This is a genomic window from Mycobacterium sp. P2_H7 (assembly GCF_056403275.1).
In genome coordinates, this window is record NZ_JBFUFU010000001.1 from 44,578 (window position 1) to 59,156 (window position 14,579).

Below are 14,579 nucleotides of genomic sequence, written 5' to 3' on the forward strand. Positions count from 1 at the left end.
GGGCATGCCGATCTCAGCCTCGCTTCGTCTACTCGCCGCTGCCGCGGTCATTGCGCCGATCGCCAGTGCCTGCTCGCCCTACGAGCCCGTTGCCACCCAGCCCGGCACCCCGCCGCCCGTCTGGACCGGATCGCCCGCCCCGTCGGCTGCGGCCGGCCACGGCGAGGCCGAGACTCCCGCCGCCGTATCCGGCGAAACACTGACCGCACAGCTGAAGCTGGCCGACGGCACCGCCGTCGCGACCGCCGATTTCGTCTTCGCCGACGGCGTCGCGACCGTCACCGTCGAGACCACCGCCCCCGGCAAGCTCACCCCGGGTTTCCATGGGCTGCACATCCATTCGGTCGGCAAGTGTGAGGGCGACTTCACCAGCGCCGGTGCGCACCTGCAGGTGCCCGGGCACACCACGCATCCGGCCAGCGGCGACCTGAGCTCGCTTCAGGTGCGCAGTGACGGCTCCGGCAAGGTGGTGACGACGACGGACGCGTTCACCGCCGAGCAACTGCTCTCGGGGACCCAGACGGCGATCGTCATCCACGAGAAGGCCGACAACTTCGCCAACATTCCTGCCGAGCGCTACCAGCAGGTCAACGGCACCCCCGGTCCGGACGAGACCACCATGGCGACCGGCGATGCCGGCAAGCGGGTGGCTTGCGGTGTCATCGCCGCGCAATAGCGCCAGGGCACGTATCGACTTCGCCGGGTCACCCCGGCCGACTCTCGGTGTCGAGTGGGAGTTCGCTCTCATCGACCCCGTCACCCGCGACCTGGCCAACCGGGCCGCCGCGGTGATCGACGAGGTCGGTGAAACCCCGCACGTGCACAAGGAACTGCTGCGCAACACCGTCGAGATCGTCACCGGGATCTGCAACACCGTCCCGGAGGCGATCAACGACCTGGACGGCACGCTGGCCACGGTGCAGCGGATCGTCCGGTCCCGCGGCATGGAGCTGTTCTGCGCGGGCACCCACCCGTTCGCCGAGTGGGAGATGCAGGAGCTCACCGAAGGTCCGCGCTACGCCGAGCTGATCAAGCGCACCCAGTGGTGGGGCAGGCAGATGCTGATCTGGGGCGTGCATGTGCACGTGGGCATCTCGTCGGCGCACAAGGTGATGCCGATCATCACCTCACTGCTCAACCAGTACCCGCACCTGCTGGCCCTGTCCGCGTCGTCGCCCTACTGGGACGGTGAGGACACCGGGTACGCCAGCAACCGCGCGATGATGTTCCAGCAGTTGCCGACGGCCGGCCTGCCGTTCCACTTCCAGAAGTGGTCGCACTTCGAGCGGTTCGTCGGGGACCAGAAGAAGACCGGCATCATCGACCACATGAACGAGATCCGTTGGGATATCCGGCCTTCGCCGCATCTGGGCACCATCGAGGTGCGGGTGTTCGACGGCGTGTCCAACCTGGCGGAGCTTGGCGCGCTGGTGGCGCTGACGCACTGCCTGATCGTCGACCTGGACCGCCGCCTGGACGCCGGTGAACAGCTGCCCACCATGCCGCCGTGGCATGTGCAGGAGAACAAGTGGCGGGCCGCCCGGTACGGGCTGGACGCCGAGATCATCCTGGACGCCGACAGTAACGAGCGCCTCGTCACCGACGACCTCGACGATCTGCTCACCCGGCTGGACCCGGTGGCGGCCTCGCTGGGTTGTGCCGACGAGCTCGCCCGCGTCGAGGCGATCTACCGGTTGGGCGGGTCCTACCAGCGGCAGCGCCGGGTGGCCGAAGAACACGACGGAGACCTGCGGGCCGTCGTCGACGGACTGATCGGGGAATTGGTGCTATGAAGGTTTCGGCTCTGGTCGGGATGGTGGCGGTGGTCGCCGCCGTCGGGTTGGCGGGCTGTAGTAACGAGATCACGGGAACCCCGATGGCCGATCCGGCCGCGACCGCAGCCCAGACACCCACGGCGACAAAGCCTTCCAGGACGATCCAGATCCCGATCCCGTCGTTCCCCAACCTGCCGATCCCGACCTTCCCCAGCCCGAGCACGGGTGGGCCGCCGCCGACGGGTATGGCCGCCACCACGTGCGGTGACTACCAGACCATGGACAAGACCCAGCAGCGTCAGGTGATCGACGCCATCGGCAAAGACAATCAGCTGATCCAGATGAATCCGGAACTGTGGCTCGGGCTGGCCAGCGCCATGTGTGCGTTCACCCCGAAGACCACCCTGGTCAAGGATGCGGTGGCGGGCCAGGGCTTCCGGTGAGCCCCACACCGATGTTCCCGCTCGAGGTGGCGATGCTGCCCGGCGAGCAGCTGCCGCTACGCATCTTCGAACCCCGTTATTCGGCAATGGTTTCCGACTGCCTGGCGGCCGACGGAGCGTTCGGGGTGGTGCTGATCGCCGCCGGCCGCGAAGTCGGTGGCGGGGACGCGCGCAACGACGTCGGGGTGCTGGCTCGGATCGTCGAGCATGCCGACCAGGGTGAGGGCCGGTACCGGCTGCGCTGCGAACTGGGCTACCGGTTCCGGGTGACGCGCTGGCTCGACGACGATCCGTACCCGCGTGCCGAGACGGTGCACTGGCCCGACGAGCCGGGGGCTCCGGTCACCGGCTCCGACATCATCGACGTGGAAGACACTGTGCTGAGCGTGTTCTCGCTGGTGGCCTCGGCGCGCAACGAGGGACTGCCGACCCGGGAGGAACTGCTGGGTTCGGTCGAGCCGGCGCAGGAAGCGGGGGACCGGTTGTTCGCGCTGGCCGCCCGGATCCCGATCGGGCAGGCCGACCGCTACGCGGTGCTGTCCGCGCCGTCGGCGTCCGCCCGGCTGGCCGTGCTGCAGGAAGCCGTCGAAACGCTGCGGGCGATGGTGGAATTCCAGCTATCGGAATAGCTACTCCGACAACTCACCCAACTCATCGGCGGCCAGCGAGTCCTTCAGGTTCTGCTCCCGGTACGCCAGCTGACCCACCCGATTCGCGACCACGGGCGCGGTGATCAGGGTGAACAGCCCGGCCAGGACGACCATGCCGACATCGGCGTTGCCGCGCAACCGGATTGCCGCTCCGGCCAGCACCAGCAGCAGGCCGAGCACCTGCGGTTTGGACGCGGCGTGCATGCGCGACAAGGTGTCCGGGAAGCGCACCACACCGATGGCGGCGGTCAACGCGAGCGCCGAACCGCCCAGCACCAGCACTGCGGCGAGCACATCCAGAATCATGAGCGGTCGTCCTTGTCTGCGGTGTCGGAGGGACCGTCGTCAGGAACGCGGAACCGGGCCACGCTGACCGAGCCGACGAATGAGATCAACGCCAGCGCGGTCAGGCTGTAGGTCACCGTGGTGTCCAGGCTGAATGCCGCCCAGGTGCCGATCGCGCACATGGACACGGCCACGAAGGTATCCAGGGCCACCAGCCGGTCCAGGGTGCTGGGCCCGGACAGCAGCCGGAACATCGTCACCGCCGCCGCGGCGGACAGCATCACCGCAGCAATGATCCAAACCCAATTCATGAAGCCGCACCCTGCCAATCCGCGTCCCGCTCGAACGCCGCCACCATCAGCCGTTCCACCGTGGCGGTCTGGCGGTAGAACCGGTCCACCGCCCGTTGCGAACCGACGTCGATGACGTGCACGTAGATGAGCCTGCGGGTCTGGTCGATCTCCAGCACGATCGAACCCGGAATCAGGTTGAGCACGTTGACCGCCAACGCCAGCACGAGATCGGACTTGATGTTCAGATGGGCCCGCAGGACGGCCGTCGGCGGAAGCGCTCCCGGCTTGATCGCCAGCCAGGCCACCTGGGTCGAGGACACCACCAGCGACCAGCTGACGTAGGCGACCAGCATCGCGAACGACAGCGGCCGCAACCGGCCCTCGACGGGCACCGCGGGCAGCGGCAGCAGCAAGGTGATCACCAGGGCGATCGCCAGGCCGCTGAGCACATTGGCCGCGGACACCGTGCCCCACAACAGGATCCATACCAACGTCAGCCAGAGCAGGGTCCAGACCCGTAGCGTCAGGCGTCTCATCGCAACACCGCCGAGATGTACTGCCCGCGGTCCAGCACCTGGGCCGCGGCACGCTCACTGTAGGCGAAGATGGGCCCGGCTGCGACGGTGAGCACCAACCCGACCGCGATCAAGGCTCCGGTGGGAATCAACATCCCCACCGGCATCCGGCCGACATCGTCACGGTCGACGAATTCGATGTCGTCGGCGTCGTCGATCAACGCCATCGGTGTGGCCGCGGCCAGATTGCCCTCGGGGGCGTCGGCGCGCGCCCGCCAGAAGGCCTTCGTCCACACCCGCGTCACCGCGTACAGCGTCAGCAGACTGGTCACCACGCTGCCACCGACCAGCACCCAGGCCAGTGGGGAACCGGCCGCGCCACCGGCCTCCAGCAGTGCGACCTTGCCGATGAACCCGGAGAACGGCGGAATGCCACCGAGATTCAACGCGGGGATGACGAACACGAAAGCGAGCAGCGGGCTGGCCGCGGCCAGCCCCTGCCGCTCGATGAGCCCGACCACCAGGAACAGCGTGGTCTGCACGACGATGTGGTGTGCCACGTAGTAGATGGCGCCGGACATTCCGAGCTGGTTGGACAGCGCGATGCCGAACACCATGTAGCCGATGTGGCTGACCAGGGTGAACGACAACAGCCGTTTGATGTCGTTCTGGGCCAGCGCGCCGAGGATGCCGACCACCATGGTCAGCAGCGCGGCGACCAGCAGCACATTGTCGAGCGCGCCACCGGGGAACAGCAGCGAATGGGCCCGGATGATCGCGTAGACACCGACTTTGGTGAGCAGACCGGCGAACACCGCCGTCACCGGGGCCGGGGCGGTGGGATAGGACTCGGGTAGCCAGGCCGACAGCGGGAACACCGCGGCCTTGATGCCGAACGCCACCAGCAGTACCGCGAACAACGCCGTGCGGGTACCGGACGGCACGTCGTCCAGGCGCACCGCCAGTTCGGCCATGTTCAAGGTGCCCGCCGCCGCGTAGACCATGGCCATGCCGATGAGGAACACCAGTGAGGACACCATGGACACCATCACGTAGGCGATGCCTGCGCGGACCCGGTCGGCGCTGCCGCCGATGGTCAGCAGCACGAAGCTCGCGGACAGCAGCACCTCGAACCCGACGAACAGGTTGAACAGGTCGCCGGCCAGGAATGCGGTGCACACGCCGGCCGACAGGATCAGATAGGTGGGCAGGAAGATCGACACCGGCTGGCGCTCGTCGCCGTCGCGGATACCCTGCCCGATGGCGTAGAAGACGACCGCCAGCAACACGATTGCCGACACCACCAGCATCAGCGTCGACAATCGATCGGCGACCAGGGTGATGCCCAGCGGCCCCATCCCGGGTTCGCTCTGCCCCCAGCCACCGACCTGCACGGCCGCGGTACCGTCACGGTCGACGAGGTACAGCAGGGTGCCGCACACCGCGACGACCGCCGTCAGCGAGCCCAACGCCACCAGCTGCTGCAGCCGCGGGGTGCGCCCGGCGAACAGGGTGACAGCCGCGGCGATCGTCGGGATCAGCACCGGCAACGGGGTGAGGATCTGCGAGAGGCTCATCGTGACCCCTCCGCACCGGGCAGGGCGTCGAGCTCGTCGGGTTCGTCGGTGTCGCGGGACGGCACGACGTCAGGCAGGTCGTCGTCGACGTCGGCGCCCTCGGCGACCCGCGCGGTTTCCGGATCGGTCTCCACATCTTCGATGGTGGTCAGCTGATAGGACCGGTAGGCCAGCGCCAGCACGAACGCCGCGATGCCCATGCTGATGACGATGGCGGTCAGGATCATGCCCTGGGCCAACGGATCCGCGGTGGTGCTCTGCCCGTCGCTGGTGCGTCCACGGATCGGGGGATTGCCCGCGTCGCCACCGACGGTGAGGATCAACAGGTTGACCGCATTGCCGATCAGCAACAGCCCCAACAGCATTCGGGTCAGGTTGCGCTCCAGCAGCAGATACACCCCGGCGCTGGTGAGGCCGCCGATCATGAGCAGGGGCAGCAAATGAGCGGTCATGTCCGAACCATCTCCACATCGACACGGGCACCCAGGCTGCGCAGGATGTCGAGGACAAGGCCCACCACGATCAGGTAGACGCCGAGGTCGAAGAACAACGCCGTCACCAGCTTGACCGGGCCCAGCACCGGGATGTCGAGGTGGATCACCGCCGAGGACAGCACCGGTGCGCCGAGGAAGAGCGAGGTGACTGCGGTTCCGGCGGACAGGGCCAGGCCGGTGCCGAGTATTTTGCCTGCGTCCAGCGGCAGCGTCTCGCCGAGTTCGTAGCGGCCGCCGGCCAGATAGCGCAGCACCAGCGCCAGCCCCGCGGTCAGACCGCCGGCGAAACCGCCGCCGGGGGTGTTGTGCCCGGCGAAGAAGAAGTACGCCGAGAGCACCATGATGAGCGGGAAGATCAGCCGGGTCGCGACTTCCAGCACCAGGGAGCGGTGCTGCGGGTCGCGCAGGTCGCTGCCGCGCAACCAGGTGATATCGCCGACGGCCGGACTGTAGGCGCTGACCGGACCGATGTCGGGCTGCCCCGCCGACGCCTGCGATACCCGCGGCGCGGCCCCGAACCTCCTGTGCCGGAACACCATCGAGGCCACCCCGGTGGCGGCGACCAGGAGCACCGAGACCTCACCCATGGTGTCCCAGGCGCGGATGTCGACGAGCAGCACGTTGACGGTGTTGGCGCCGTGCCCGCGGTAGTACGCGGCGTCGGGCAGCAGCGCGGCGATCGGGGTGGTGCGCCGCGCCGCCATCGCGAACACCGCGAGCCCGGTGACCGACGCACCCACGGCCAGCGCGAGTGCGGCGCGGGGCAACCGGTGCCGCTTGATGTTCGAGCGATCCGCTTCGGCGGGCAGGGTGCGCAGCACCAGCACGAAGATGACCAGCACCAGCGTCTCGACCAGGAACTGCGTCAGCGCCAGGTCCGGGGCGCCGTGGAAGGCGAAGATGACACCGCAGCCGTACCCGGTCACCCCGACCAGCAGGACGGCGGCCAGCCGGTTGCGCATCACGGTCGCACCGATCGCGGCGGAGATCATCAGCACCCCCACCACCGCCTGCAGCGGGGAGTCCCACAGCCGCAGCTCGGGCCGGTCGCGGGCGCCGGCGAGCAGCGCGACGGTCGGGAGCACGACCAGGGTGCACAGGATGACGGCCTGGGTTGCCGGGATGGAGCCGCGCTGGGTCTGGGCGGTCAACCGGACGGCGACCACATCGAGTCCGCGCATCACCGCGTCGTAGATCCGGTCGGCGTTGCCCAGTGGCAGATAGGTGATGCGGCTGCGGGGTAACCGGTTGCGGCCGAAGAACAGTGCGGCGCCGGTGGCCAGCACAAGAGCCGACAGCAGCAGGGGCACCCCGAGGCCGTGCCACAGCGCCAGGTAGTAATCGGACTCACCAGGGATGGTGTCGGCGTAGTCGTCGAGCTTGTCGTCCAGCGTGGCAGGGAACAGCCCGAACAGCAGTCCGGCCGCGGCGAGGATGGCCGGGGAGGCCAGGAAACCCGCCGACGGCCGGTGCATCTCGGCGACACGCACGCTCGGTGCCGACGCACCTTTGCCCGCGAAGGCGCCCCACAGGAAGCGCAGGCTGTACACGGTGGTGAACACCGATCCGATCACGATGCCGGCCAGCACGAACGGCGCCGCGGAGCCGAGCGACGCGCTGTGCAGCACGGTTTCCAGATCGGCCTCTTTGGCGATGAAGCCGAAGAAGGGCGGCAGCGCCGCCATGCTGGCGGTGGCACCAACGGCGATGACGAACAGCGGCGGGTACTGCCGTCCCAGCCCGGCCAGCTTGCGGATGTCACGGGTACCGGTGGCGTGGTCGACGACGCCGACGACCATGAACAGGGCCGCCTTGAACATCGCGTGGGCGCACAGCATGGCCAGCCCGGCCAACATCATGTCCGGTCCGCCCGCGCCGACCATGACGGTGATCAGCCCCAGCTGACTGACGGTGCCGAAGGCCAGGATCAGCTTCAGGTCGTATTCGCGCACCGCCCGCCAGCCGGCCATCAGCATGGTCAGCAGGCCCAGCCCGATCACCATCGGCCGCCACAGCGGGTTGTCGGCGAAGCCCGGCGTCAGCCGCGCGACCAGATAGACACCGGCCTTCACCATCGCGGCGGCGTGCAGATAGGCGCTGACGGGAGTGGGGGCGGCCATGGCGCCGGGCAGCCAGAAGTGCATCGGCACGATCGCCGATTTGGACAGCGCACCGACGAGTATCAGCGCGATACCGACCGAGGCGGCGGTGCCGGTGGGTGGCGCCGCGACCAGTTCGGAGAGCAGATAAGTGCCGGCCAGCTGGCCCAGCACGATGATGCCGACCAGCATGGCCAGCCCGCCGAGCGTCGTCACCAACAACGCCTGGGTGGCGGCCCGGCGGCTGGTGGCGCGCTCCGCGTAGTGGCCGACCAACAGGAAGGACAGGACGGTCGTGGTCTCCCAGAAGATGTAGAGCACCAGCATGTTGTCACTGACCACCAGGCCGAACATGGCGCCGGAGAAGGCGACGAGCTCCGCGGCGAAACTGGGCAGCCGCTTCTCGGTGTGGCCGTCGTGATGGTGGAAGTAGCCGGCGCAGTAGAACAGCACCAGCGCGCCGATGCCGAGCACCAGCACGCTCATGATCGCGGCCAGCGAGTCGAAGCGCAGGGTGATGTCCATCGACAGTTCCGGTACCCACGGCAGGTTCAGGGTGGGGACGTCGGAGTCACTGGGCCAGTTCTGCGCCACCCAGATCAGCGAGCCGAGCGGGACCAGCGAGAGTGGGTAGAACGCCGCTCGACCCCACCGGGCCACCAGAAGTGGCGCCAGAGCGGTCGCGACCGCATGGGCGAGCAAGACGGCGAGCATGGCACTCCGATCGGACTGGGTCGGGGTGTCAGCCAAGAGCTATGGAACTGACCGCGTGTTCAACTGACTTTGTCTTAACACGCAGTCTACGTGGGCCGTTGCCGTCGACCTAAGCCTGAGCGGCAGAGCGGCGAAAGCCCTTGACGATCAACGGGGCTGGGCCACCCCGCGGCGGACGGAGCAGACCGGCACGATGTGCGACGCGACGCCGATGCCCCAGCCGAGGATGGGCCAGACCGGCCAGAAGTACCACTGACCGACGGTCAATCCGACGATCAACCAGATGGCGAGCATGATGGCCGACCCGGCGAGGTAGGCGCCGAGGTGGATCTGCATGCCGAGCCGGGCGGCCCGCTGCGAAGCGGCCTTGCGGCGCGGGTCATGGTGGCGCAGGCGGGCCGTCGGCAGGTCGGCCGTCAGCGCGTTCAGCTCGTCGGCGGTCTGCGCGGCGAAGGCCCGGTGCAGCCGATCCTCGTAATCGGTCATCGGCAGGTAGCCCTGCGTCAGTGCCAGGCCGAGATCGCCTGCGGTGCGTTCACGTTCCCGATCGCCTACCAAGGTGGCCATGGTGTCCTCACATCTAGTCAGTGACTAGTTCACTATGGCACCGGATCTTGGCACCGTCAAGATGTCGCGGCGGCGATCTTCCGGAGCATTCGGCGGACGACGATGCGGTGCGCACCCGAACCGATGACGAGGGCGCGGTAGATCTTGCCGTGCAGGCCGGGGAACTCCGCCCAGGTCTGCGACCGCAGCCGGGTGCGGTCGGGTGTCACCTCGTCCAGCTCGAAGATCCACTGATACGTCGAGAACGGGTGGCGCCCCTGCAGGACCAGGCGTTCGGGCGCGGTGCGCTCGCCGATGGCGAAGCCGACCGGCGGGCCGCCGAGGCGGCGCAGTAGGGCGGCCCACGTGTCGGCCCGGTCGTGTTCGACGGTTATGGCATGCTCATCGATATAGGGCAATCGTTTCATATAGAGGGAATGTACTAGATCATGGCGCCTCCGCGGAAGCATGGAACCGACGCGATCCTCGATGCCACGCGCGGACTCGTCCTCGGCGAAGGACCGCGCGCGGCCAGTGTCTCGGCGATCGCGGCGGCCAGTGGCGCCCCGGCGGGAACGCTGTATCACCGTTTCGGCAACCGCGACGGCATCGTCGCCGCAGCATGGTTGCGGGCCCTCGGGCGATTCCAGGCCGGGGTGATGGACGCATCTGCCGACGCGGCGCTGGAGTTGGCGGTGCGGATGGGCGTCGCCGCGGTCCGCTTCGCCCGCGACGCTCCCGACGATGCCCGGCTGCTGCTGACCATCAGGGCGGCGGATCTGCTCGACGACGCTCCCGACGCGGCGTTCCAGCAGACGCTCGCCGCGATGAACGCCCCGTTGTTCGCACGTATCGACGAGCTCACCGAGCGGCTCTACGGCAGCCGGGATGCCCGGCGGCGCGACGCCGTCGCACGTGCGGTGGTCGATCTGCCCTACGCCGCCGTGCGGCGCCACGTCGGCCGACCACCCGCGTGGCTGGAGGCCGATCTGGCCGACTCCATCCGTAAGCTCTTGAGCGTGAGCACAATCGTCACCGTCAGCCGCACCATCGAGGCGCCGGCAGCAACCATCTTCGAACTGATCGCCGACCCGGCGCAGCAGCCGCGCTGGGACGGTAACGACAACCTCGCCGAGGCCGTCGCCGGTCAGCGGGTGCACGCCGTCGGCGACGTGTTCCAGATGAAGATCACCAACGGTGCCATCCGGGAGAACCACATCGTCGAATTCGAGGAAGGCCAGCGGATCGCGTGGCTGCCGTCGGAGGAGGGCAAGGAACCGCCGGGACATCTGTGGCGATGGGAGCTCGAGCCGATCGACGACGAGACGACCCGCGTCACCCACACCTATGACTGGACCCGGCTGACCGACGAGAAGCGGCTGGCCAAAGCGCGGGACGCGACGGCGGGCAAACTGCTGGCCTCGATCGACCGCTTGGCCGCGGTCAGCGCGTCTTAGCGGTTCTCGCTGAACGCCCGCAACGACGCCACCTGCTCGGGATCCAGCGACGGCCGCACGGTGTCGCGGGCCTTGGCCACATCCTCCATCGTCACGTCGGCCGCGTCGATGGAACGGCGCATCGCGCTGAGCGCCGCCTCCCGCAGCAGGGCCACGCAATCGGCGGCGCTGTAACCGTCCAGCTCCTCGGCGAGCGCGTCCAGGTCGACGTCGGGGGCCAGCGGGATCGACTTGCCTGCCGTGCGCAGAATGTCCTTGCGGGCCTGCGCATCCGGCGGCTCGACGAAGACCAGCTTCTCCAGCCGGCCGGGACGCAGCAGCGCCGGGTCGATCAGATCGGGGCGGTTGGTGGCACCGAGCACCACCACGTCACGCAACGGATCGATGCCGTCCAGCTCGGTGAGCAGGGCTGCCACCACCCGGTCGGTGACCCCGGAATCATGACTCTGCCCGCGCCGTGGCGCCAGTGCGTCGATCTCATCGAGGAACACCAGGGACGGCGCCGAATCGCGGGCCCGGCGGAACAATTCGCGCACCGCCTTCTCCGACGCGCCGACCCATTTGTCCATCAGCTCGGCACCCTTGACGGCGTGCACGGACAGCCGGCCCGAACTGGCCAGTGCCCGCACCACAAAGGTCTTGCCGCAGCCGGGCGGACCGTACAACAGCACGCCGCGCGGCGGCTGTACGCCCAGGCGGGCGAAGGTGTCCGGGTGCTGCAGTGGCCACAACACCGCTTCGGTCAGGGCCTGTTTGGTCTCGACCATGTCGCCGACGTCGTCGAGGGTGACCGAGCCGACGGCCACCTCCTCGGTCGCCGACCGCGACAGCGGCCGGATCACCGACAGCGCCCCGGTGAGATCGTCCTGTGTCAATGCCGGCGATTGTCCGTCGCTGCTGGCCCGCGCGGCTGCCCGCAACGCGGCTTCGCGCACCAGTGCCGCGAGGTCGGCAACGACGAAACCCGGTGTCCGCTCGCCGATCTCGTCGAGGCTCAGCTCGGTGGCCGGCACATCACGTAGCAGCACCTCCAACAGTGCCTTGCGGGTGGCGCCGTCGGGCAGGCTCAGCCCGAGCTCGCGGTCGCACAGGTCGGGTGCACGCAGCCGGGCATCCATGTTGTCGGGCACCGCCGAGGTGGCGATGAACGCGACACCCTTGGTGGCGACGGCATTGCGCAACTCGGTGAGGATCAGCGTCGCGACGGGTTCGGCGGTCGACGGCAGCAGCGCGTCGATATCGGTGATGAGCAGTACCCCGCCGCCGTCACGCACCTTCGCCACGGCCGAGGTCACCGCGGCGAGCCGATCCTCGGCGCGCAGGGCGCCGATCTCGGGGCCGTCGAGCTCGACGAGGCTCCGTTGCGCGCACACCGCCCGCACCAGGGTCGCCTTGCCGACGCCGGCGGGACCGGACACCAGCACCCCCAGATTGGCTGTGGCGCCGAGGGTTTCCAATAGCTGAGGCTCGTCGAGCGCCAGCTTGAGCCATTCGGTGAGCTTGCCGCCCTGGATGTGGGCGCCCTTGAGGTCGTCGAACGGCACCGCGGTGGCGGCCGGTGGGGTGTTCGCGCCGGTGCTGCGCAGCGGCTGCGGCTCGGACACGCCGTCACCCCAGGACACCATCGAATTGGGTTGCACGCTCACGGTTCCGTCCGGGTCGACGGCGGTGACGGTCAGCAGTTCGGAGGTCCAGGTGATGCCGACCGAAGTGGTCAGGGCGGTCGTCGCATCCGAGGTCGAGGTGCCCGGGCCCAGATCGCGGGGCAGCAGCGAGACGGTGTCGCCGACCGTCAGGACCTTGCCCAGCAACGCCATTCGCAACGTGGCGGGGGAGACCGACTGGGTGGCCAGCCGCGACCCGGTCAGCGTCACCGAGCGCGCGCCGAACACCGTCACCGGCGCCACGACCACGGCGGCGTTCTCCCGCAGCCCGGCATTGGACAGCGTCACATCGTCGAGCAGGGCAGCCCCCGCGGGCGTCCCGGGCGGGGCCACGCCGACCACCGCAGCGGTGGATCGCGACCCCAGCAGGGAGACCGCGTCCCACTCCCGGATACCGAGTGCCGCAATGGCCTCCGGGTGCAGGCGCACCACGCCGCGGCGGGAATCCAGGGCGGAGGTGTTGAGGCGTGCGGTCAGCGACAGGGTCATCGGCGCGGCGGCTTGCGCAGGCCGAGGCGGGACACCGAACGACGGTTCGGCTGCTGGGTGCGGCGGATCTCGCGGCGGGCCTGTCGTCGTTGTCCCGGTTTGTCGTTCCAGGTCTCGGGTCGGGCCGCCACCCAGCGCTGGCTCCGGATGGTGAACGGGATGATCAGCAGGTAGCCGGCGATGATCAACAGCACCAACACATACGGGAAGAGCAGCAGCGCGGCGGCCGCCGCGGCGATCGCGATCAGCAGGATGGGTGCGGCGTTCGGCGGCATCGACACCGATTTGAGCGCCAGCGTGGGCACCCGGCTGACCAGCAGGGCGGCGTTCGCGGCGAACCACAGGCAGACGAACCACGGTGCGGTCCACCAGCCGTGGCCGAACTGCAGCATCGCCGCCAACGGGCCGATCACCCCGACCGCGCCGCAGGGCGCCGGCATCCCGGTGAAGTACTGCCGGGTGTAAGCGGGTTTGGTGTCGTCGTCGAGCAGCGCATTGAACCGCGCCAACCGCAGCACGATGCACACCGCGTAGAGCAGCGCGAAGATCCAGCCCACCGGCGACGTCGGCAACAACGTCACGTACACCACCAGCGCGGGCGCCACCCCGAAGTTCACCGCGTCGGCCAGCGAGTCGATCTCGGCACCCATCCGCGACTGGGCGTCCAGGGCGCGGGCGATGCCACCGTCGATGCCGTCCAGTACCGCAGCGGCGCCGATCAGCGCCAGCGCGATGTGGGGCCGGTCGTCGAGCGCGAATTTGATGGAGGTCAGACCGCAGCAGATCGCCAGCACCGTCGTGGCACTGGGCAGAATCCGCATAGCGGCCGGGCGCGGCTTGGCTCGGTCCCGGTTCTGCATCAGGGCAGCTCGGCCAGGATCGTCTCGCCGCCGATGGCGCGCTGACCGATTTCGACACCCACCTTGGCCCCCTCGGGCAGATAGGTGTCCAGACGCGAGCCGAAGCGGATCAGGCCGTAGGTTTCGCCGAGAGCGAGTTTGTCCCCGGCGTGGGCGCTGCACACGATGCGTCGCGCCAGCAGGCCGGCGATCTGCACCGCGATCACGTCGACACCGTCCGGGGTGCGGATCCACAGGCTGTTGCGCTCGTTGGCCTCGCTCGCGGTGTCCTTGTCCGCGGACTGGAACTGGCCGGGCTTGTGCTGCACGGCCATCACCTCACCGGCCGCGGGGGCGCGCTGCACGTGGGCGTCGAACAACGACAGAAAAATGCTGATCCGCGTCATCGGGATGGCGGGCAGACCGAGTTCGGCAGGCGGCACCGCCTGCTCGATCAGCGTGACGCGGCCGTCGGCGGGCGCGACGACGACACCGGGCCTGCTCGGGGGCACCCGGGACGGGTGCCGGAAGAACAGCGCGCAGAAGCTCGCGGCGGACAGTCCGGCGTTACGCAGCCAGCGCCGGTTGCGGCCGAGGGCGGCAATACCCAGCCCACCAGCGATGAAGGGCAGGCCGGCCGGGTGAACCGGAGGGACGGTGGAACGGACGAGTTCGGCGAAGCGCTGGGCTTCGGACGCGTTGTCGTCGGAGGGGCGGGCAGGTCTGGCCATGGCGGCTC

The 14,579-nt window shown here is 69.0% G+C and carries 16 protein-coding genes and 1 pseudogene; 6 read left to right on the forward strand and 11 right to left on the reverse strand.

Annotated features, from left to right (window positions below):
* The first annotated feature begins 4 nt into the window (after positions 1–4).
* The 4 genes from sodC to AC1DY7_RS00255 are packed head-to-tail and all read left to right on the forward strand — an operon-like array spanning position 5 to position 2,847.
* Positions 5–676, forward strand: coding sequence for a superoxide dismutase[Cu-Zn] (gene sodC, locus AC1DY7_RS00240; protein ID WP_477491640.1), 672 nt, complete (start codon positions 5–7; stop codon positions 674–676).
* Positions 633–1,793 carry a glutamate--cysteine ligase gene (locus AC1DY7_RS00245; protein ID WP_477491641.1) on the forward strand — a complete coding sequence of 387 codons (1,161 nt, stop codon included), beginning with the start codon at positions 633–635 and terminating at the stop codon, positions 1,791–1,793. Before sodC ends, AC1DY7_RS00245 begins: the two co-directional genes overlap by 44 nt.
* Complete coding sequence (locus AC1DY7_RS00250; protein ID WP_477491642.1) at positions 1,790–2,218, forward strand: hypothetical protein; 429 nt, start codon at positions 1,790–1,792, stop codon at positions 2,216–2,218. Before AC1DY7_RS00245 ends, AC1DY7_RS00250 begins: the two co-directional genes overlap by 4 nt.
* An 11-nt stretch (positions 2,219–2,229) precedes the next feature.
* Positions 2,230–2,847, forward strand: coding sequence for an LON peptidase substrate-binding domain-containing protein (locus tag AC1DY7_RS00255; protein ID WP_477491942.1), 618 nt, complete (start codon positions 2,230–2,232; stop codon positions 2,845–2,847).
* Here AC1DY7_RS00255 and mnhG read toward each other — a convergent pair whose 3' ends face one another.
* The 8 genes from mnhG to AC1DY7_RS00295 form a co-directional block, all read right to left on the reverse strand.
* Positions 2,848–3,174: a monovalent cation/H(+) antiporter subunit G gene (gene mnhG, locus AC1DY7_RS00260; protein ID WP_477491643.1), complete on the reverse strand. Its 327-nt coding sequence runs from the start codon at positions 3,172–3,174 to the stop codon at positions 2,848–2,850.
* A complete protein-coding gene (locus AC1DY7_RS00265) occupies positions 3,171–3,464 on the reverse strand; it encodes a monovalent cation/H+ antiporter complex subunit F (RefSeq protein ID WP_477491644.1) in 294 nt (97 codons plus the stop codon). The genes mnhG and AC1DY7_RS00265 overlap by 4 nt, the downstream gene beginning before the upstream one ends.
* On the reverse strand, positions 3,461–3,982 hold the full coding sequence (locus tag AC1DY7_RS00270) for a Na+/H+ antiporter subunit E (RefSeq protein WP_477491645.1): 522 nt from the start codon (positions 3,980–3,982) through the stop codon (positions 3,461–3,463). Before AC1DY7_RS00270 ends, AC1DY7_RS00265 begins: the two co-directional genes overlap by 4 nt.
* Entirely contained in the window at positions 3,979–5,538 is a 1,560-nt protein-coding gene (locus AC1DY7_RS00275) for a Na+/H+ antiporter subunit D (RefSeq protein WP_477491646.1), read from the reverse strand. The genes AC1DY7_RS00270 and AC1DY7_RS00275 overlap by 4 nt, the downstream gene beginning before the upstream one ends.
* Complete coding sequence (locus tag AC1DY7_RS00280) at positions 5,535–5,990, reverse strand: Na(+)/H(+) antiporter subunit C (protein ID WP_477491647.1); 456 nt, start codon at positions 5,988–5,990, stop codon at positions 5,535–5,537. The genes AC1DY7_RS00275 and AC1DY7_RS00280 overlap by 4 nt, the downstream gene beginning before the upstream one ends.
* A complete protein-coding gene (locus tag AC1DY7_RS00285) occupies positions 5,987–8,845 on the reverse strand; it encodes a Na+/H+ antiporter subunit A (protein WP_477491648.1) in 2,859 nt (952 codons plus the stop codon). Before AC1DY7_RS00285 ends, AC1DY7_RS00280 begins: the two co-directional genes overlap by 4 nt.
* Positions 8,846–8,992: 147 nt before the next feature.
* Positions 8,993–9,412: a DUF1707 domain-containing protein gene (locus AC1DY7_RS00290; RefSeq protein ID WP_477491649.1), complete on the reverse strand. Its 420-nt coding sequence runs from the start codon at positions 9,410–9,412 to the stop codon at positions 8,993–8,995.
* 56 nt (positions 9,413–9,468) lie between these two features.
* On the reverse strand, positions 9,469–9,819 hold the full coding sequence (locus tag AC1DY7_RS00295) for a hypothetical protein (RefSeq protein WP_477491650.1): 351 nt from the start codon (positions 9,817–9,819) through the stop codon (positions 9,469–9,471).
* A 21-nt stretch (positions 9,820–9,840) separates the two neighbouring features.
* On the opposite strand from AC1DY7_RS00295, the pseudogene AC1DY7_RS00300 reads away from it, so the two are divergent.
* Positions 9,841–10,410, forward strand: a pseudogene (locus AC1DY7_RS00300) (TetR family transcriptional regulator); the annotation flags it as partial.
* Complete coding sequence (locus AC1DY7_RS00305) at positions 10,405–10,848, forward strand: SRPBCC family protein (protein WP_477491943.1); 444 nt, start codon at positions 10,405–10,407, stop codon at positions 10,846–10,848. The pseudogene AC1DY7_RS00300 and the gene AC1DY7_RS00305, both read left to right, overlap by 6 nt.
* On the opposite strand, the gene AC1DY7_RS00310 is transcribed toward AC1DY7_RS00305, so the two are convergent.
* Genes AC1DY7_RS00310 through AC1DY7_RS00320 form a run of 3 tightly spaced genes read right to left on the reverse strand, consistent with a single transcriptional unit; the run spans position 10,845 to position 14,571 of the window.
* The gene (locus AC1DY7_RS00310; RefSeq protein ID WP_477491651.1) at positions 10,845–13,001 is read right to left on the reverse strand and encodes an AAA family ATPase; all 2,157 of its coding nucleotides are present in this window, start codon (positions 12,999–13,001) and stop codon (positions 10,845–10,847) included. The two genes, AC1DY7_RS00305 and AC1DY7_RS00310, sit on opposite strands and share 4 nt — an antisense overlap.
* On the reverse strand, positions 12,998–13,861 hold the full coding sequence (locus tag AC1DY7_RS00315) for a CDP-alcohol phosphatidyltransferase family protein (RefSeq protein WP_477491652.1): 864 nt from the start codon (positions 13,859–13,861) through the stop codon (positions 12,998–13,000). Before AC1DY7_RS00315 ends, AC1DY7_RS00310 begins: the two co-directional genes overlap by 4 nt.
* Positions 13,861–14,571, reverse strand: a complete 711-nt coding sequence (locus AC1DY7_RS00320) for a phosphatidylserine decarboxylase (protein ID WP_477491653.1) — start codon at positions 14,569–14,571, stop codon at positions 13,861–13,863. The genes AC1DY7_RS00315 and AC1DY7_RS00320 overlap by 1 nt, the downstream gene beginning before the upstream one ends.
* Positions 14,572–14,579: the final 8 nt, after the last annotated feature.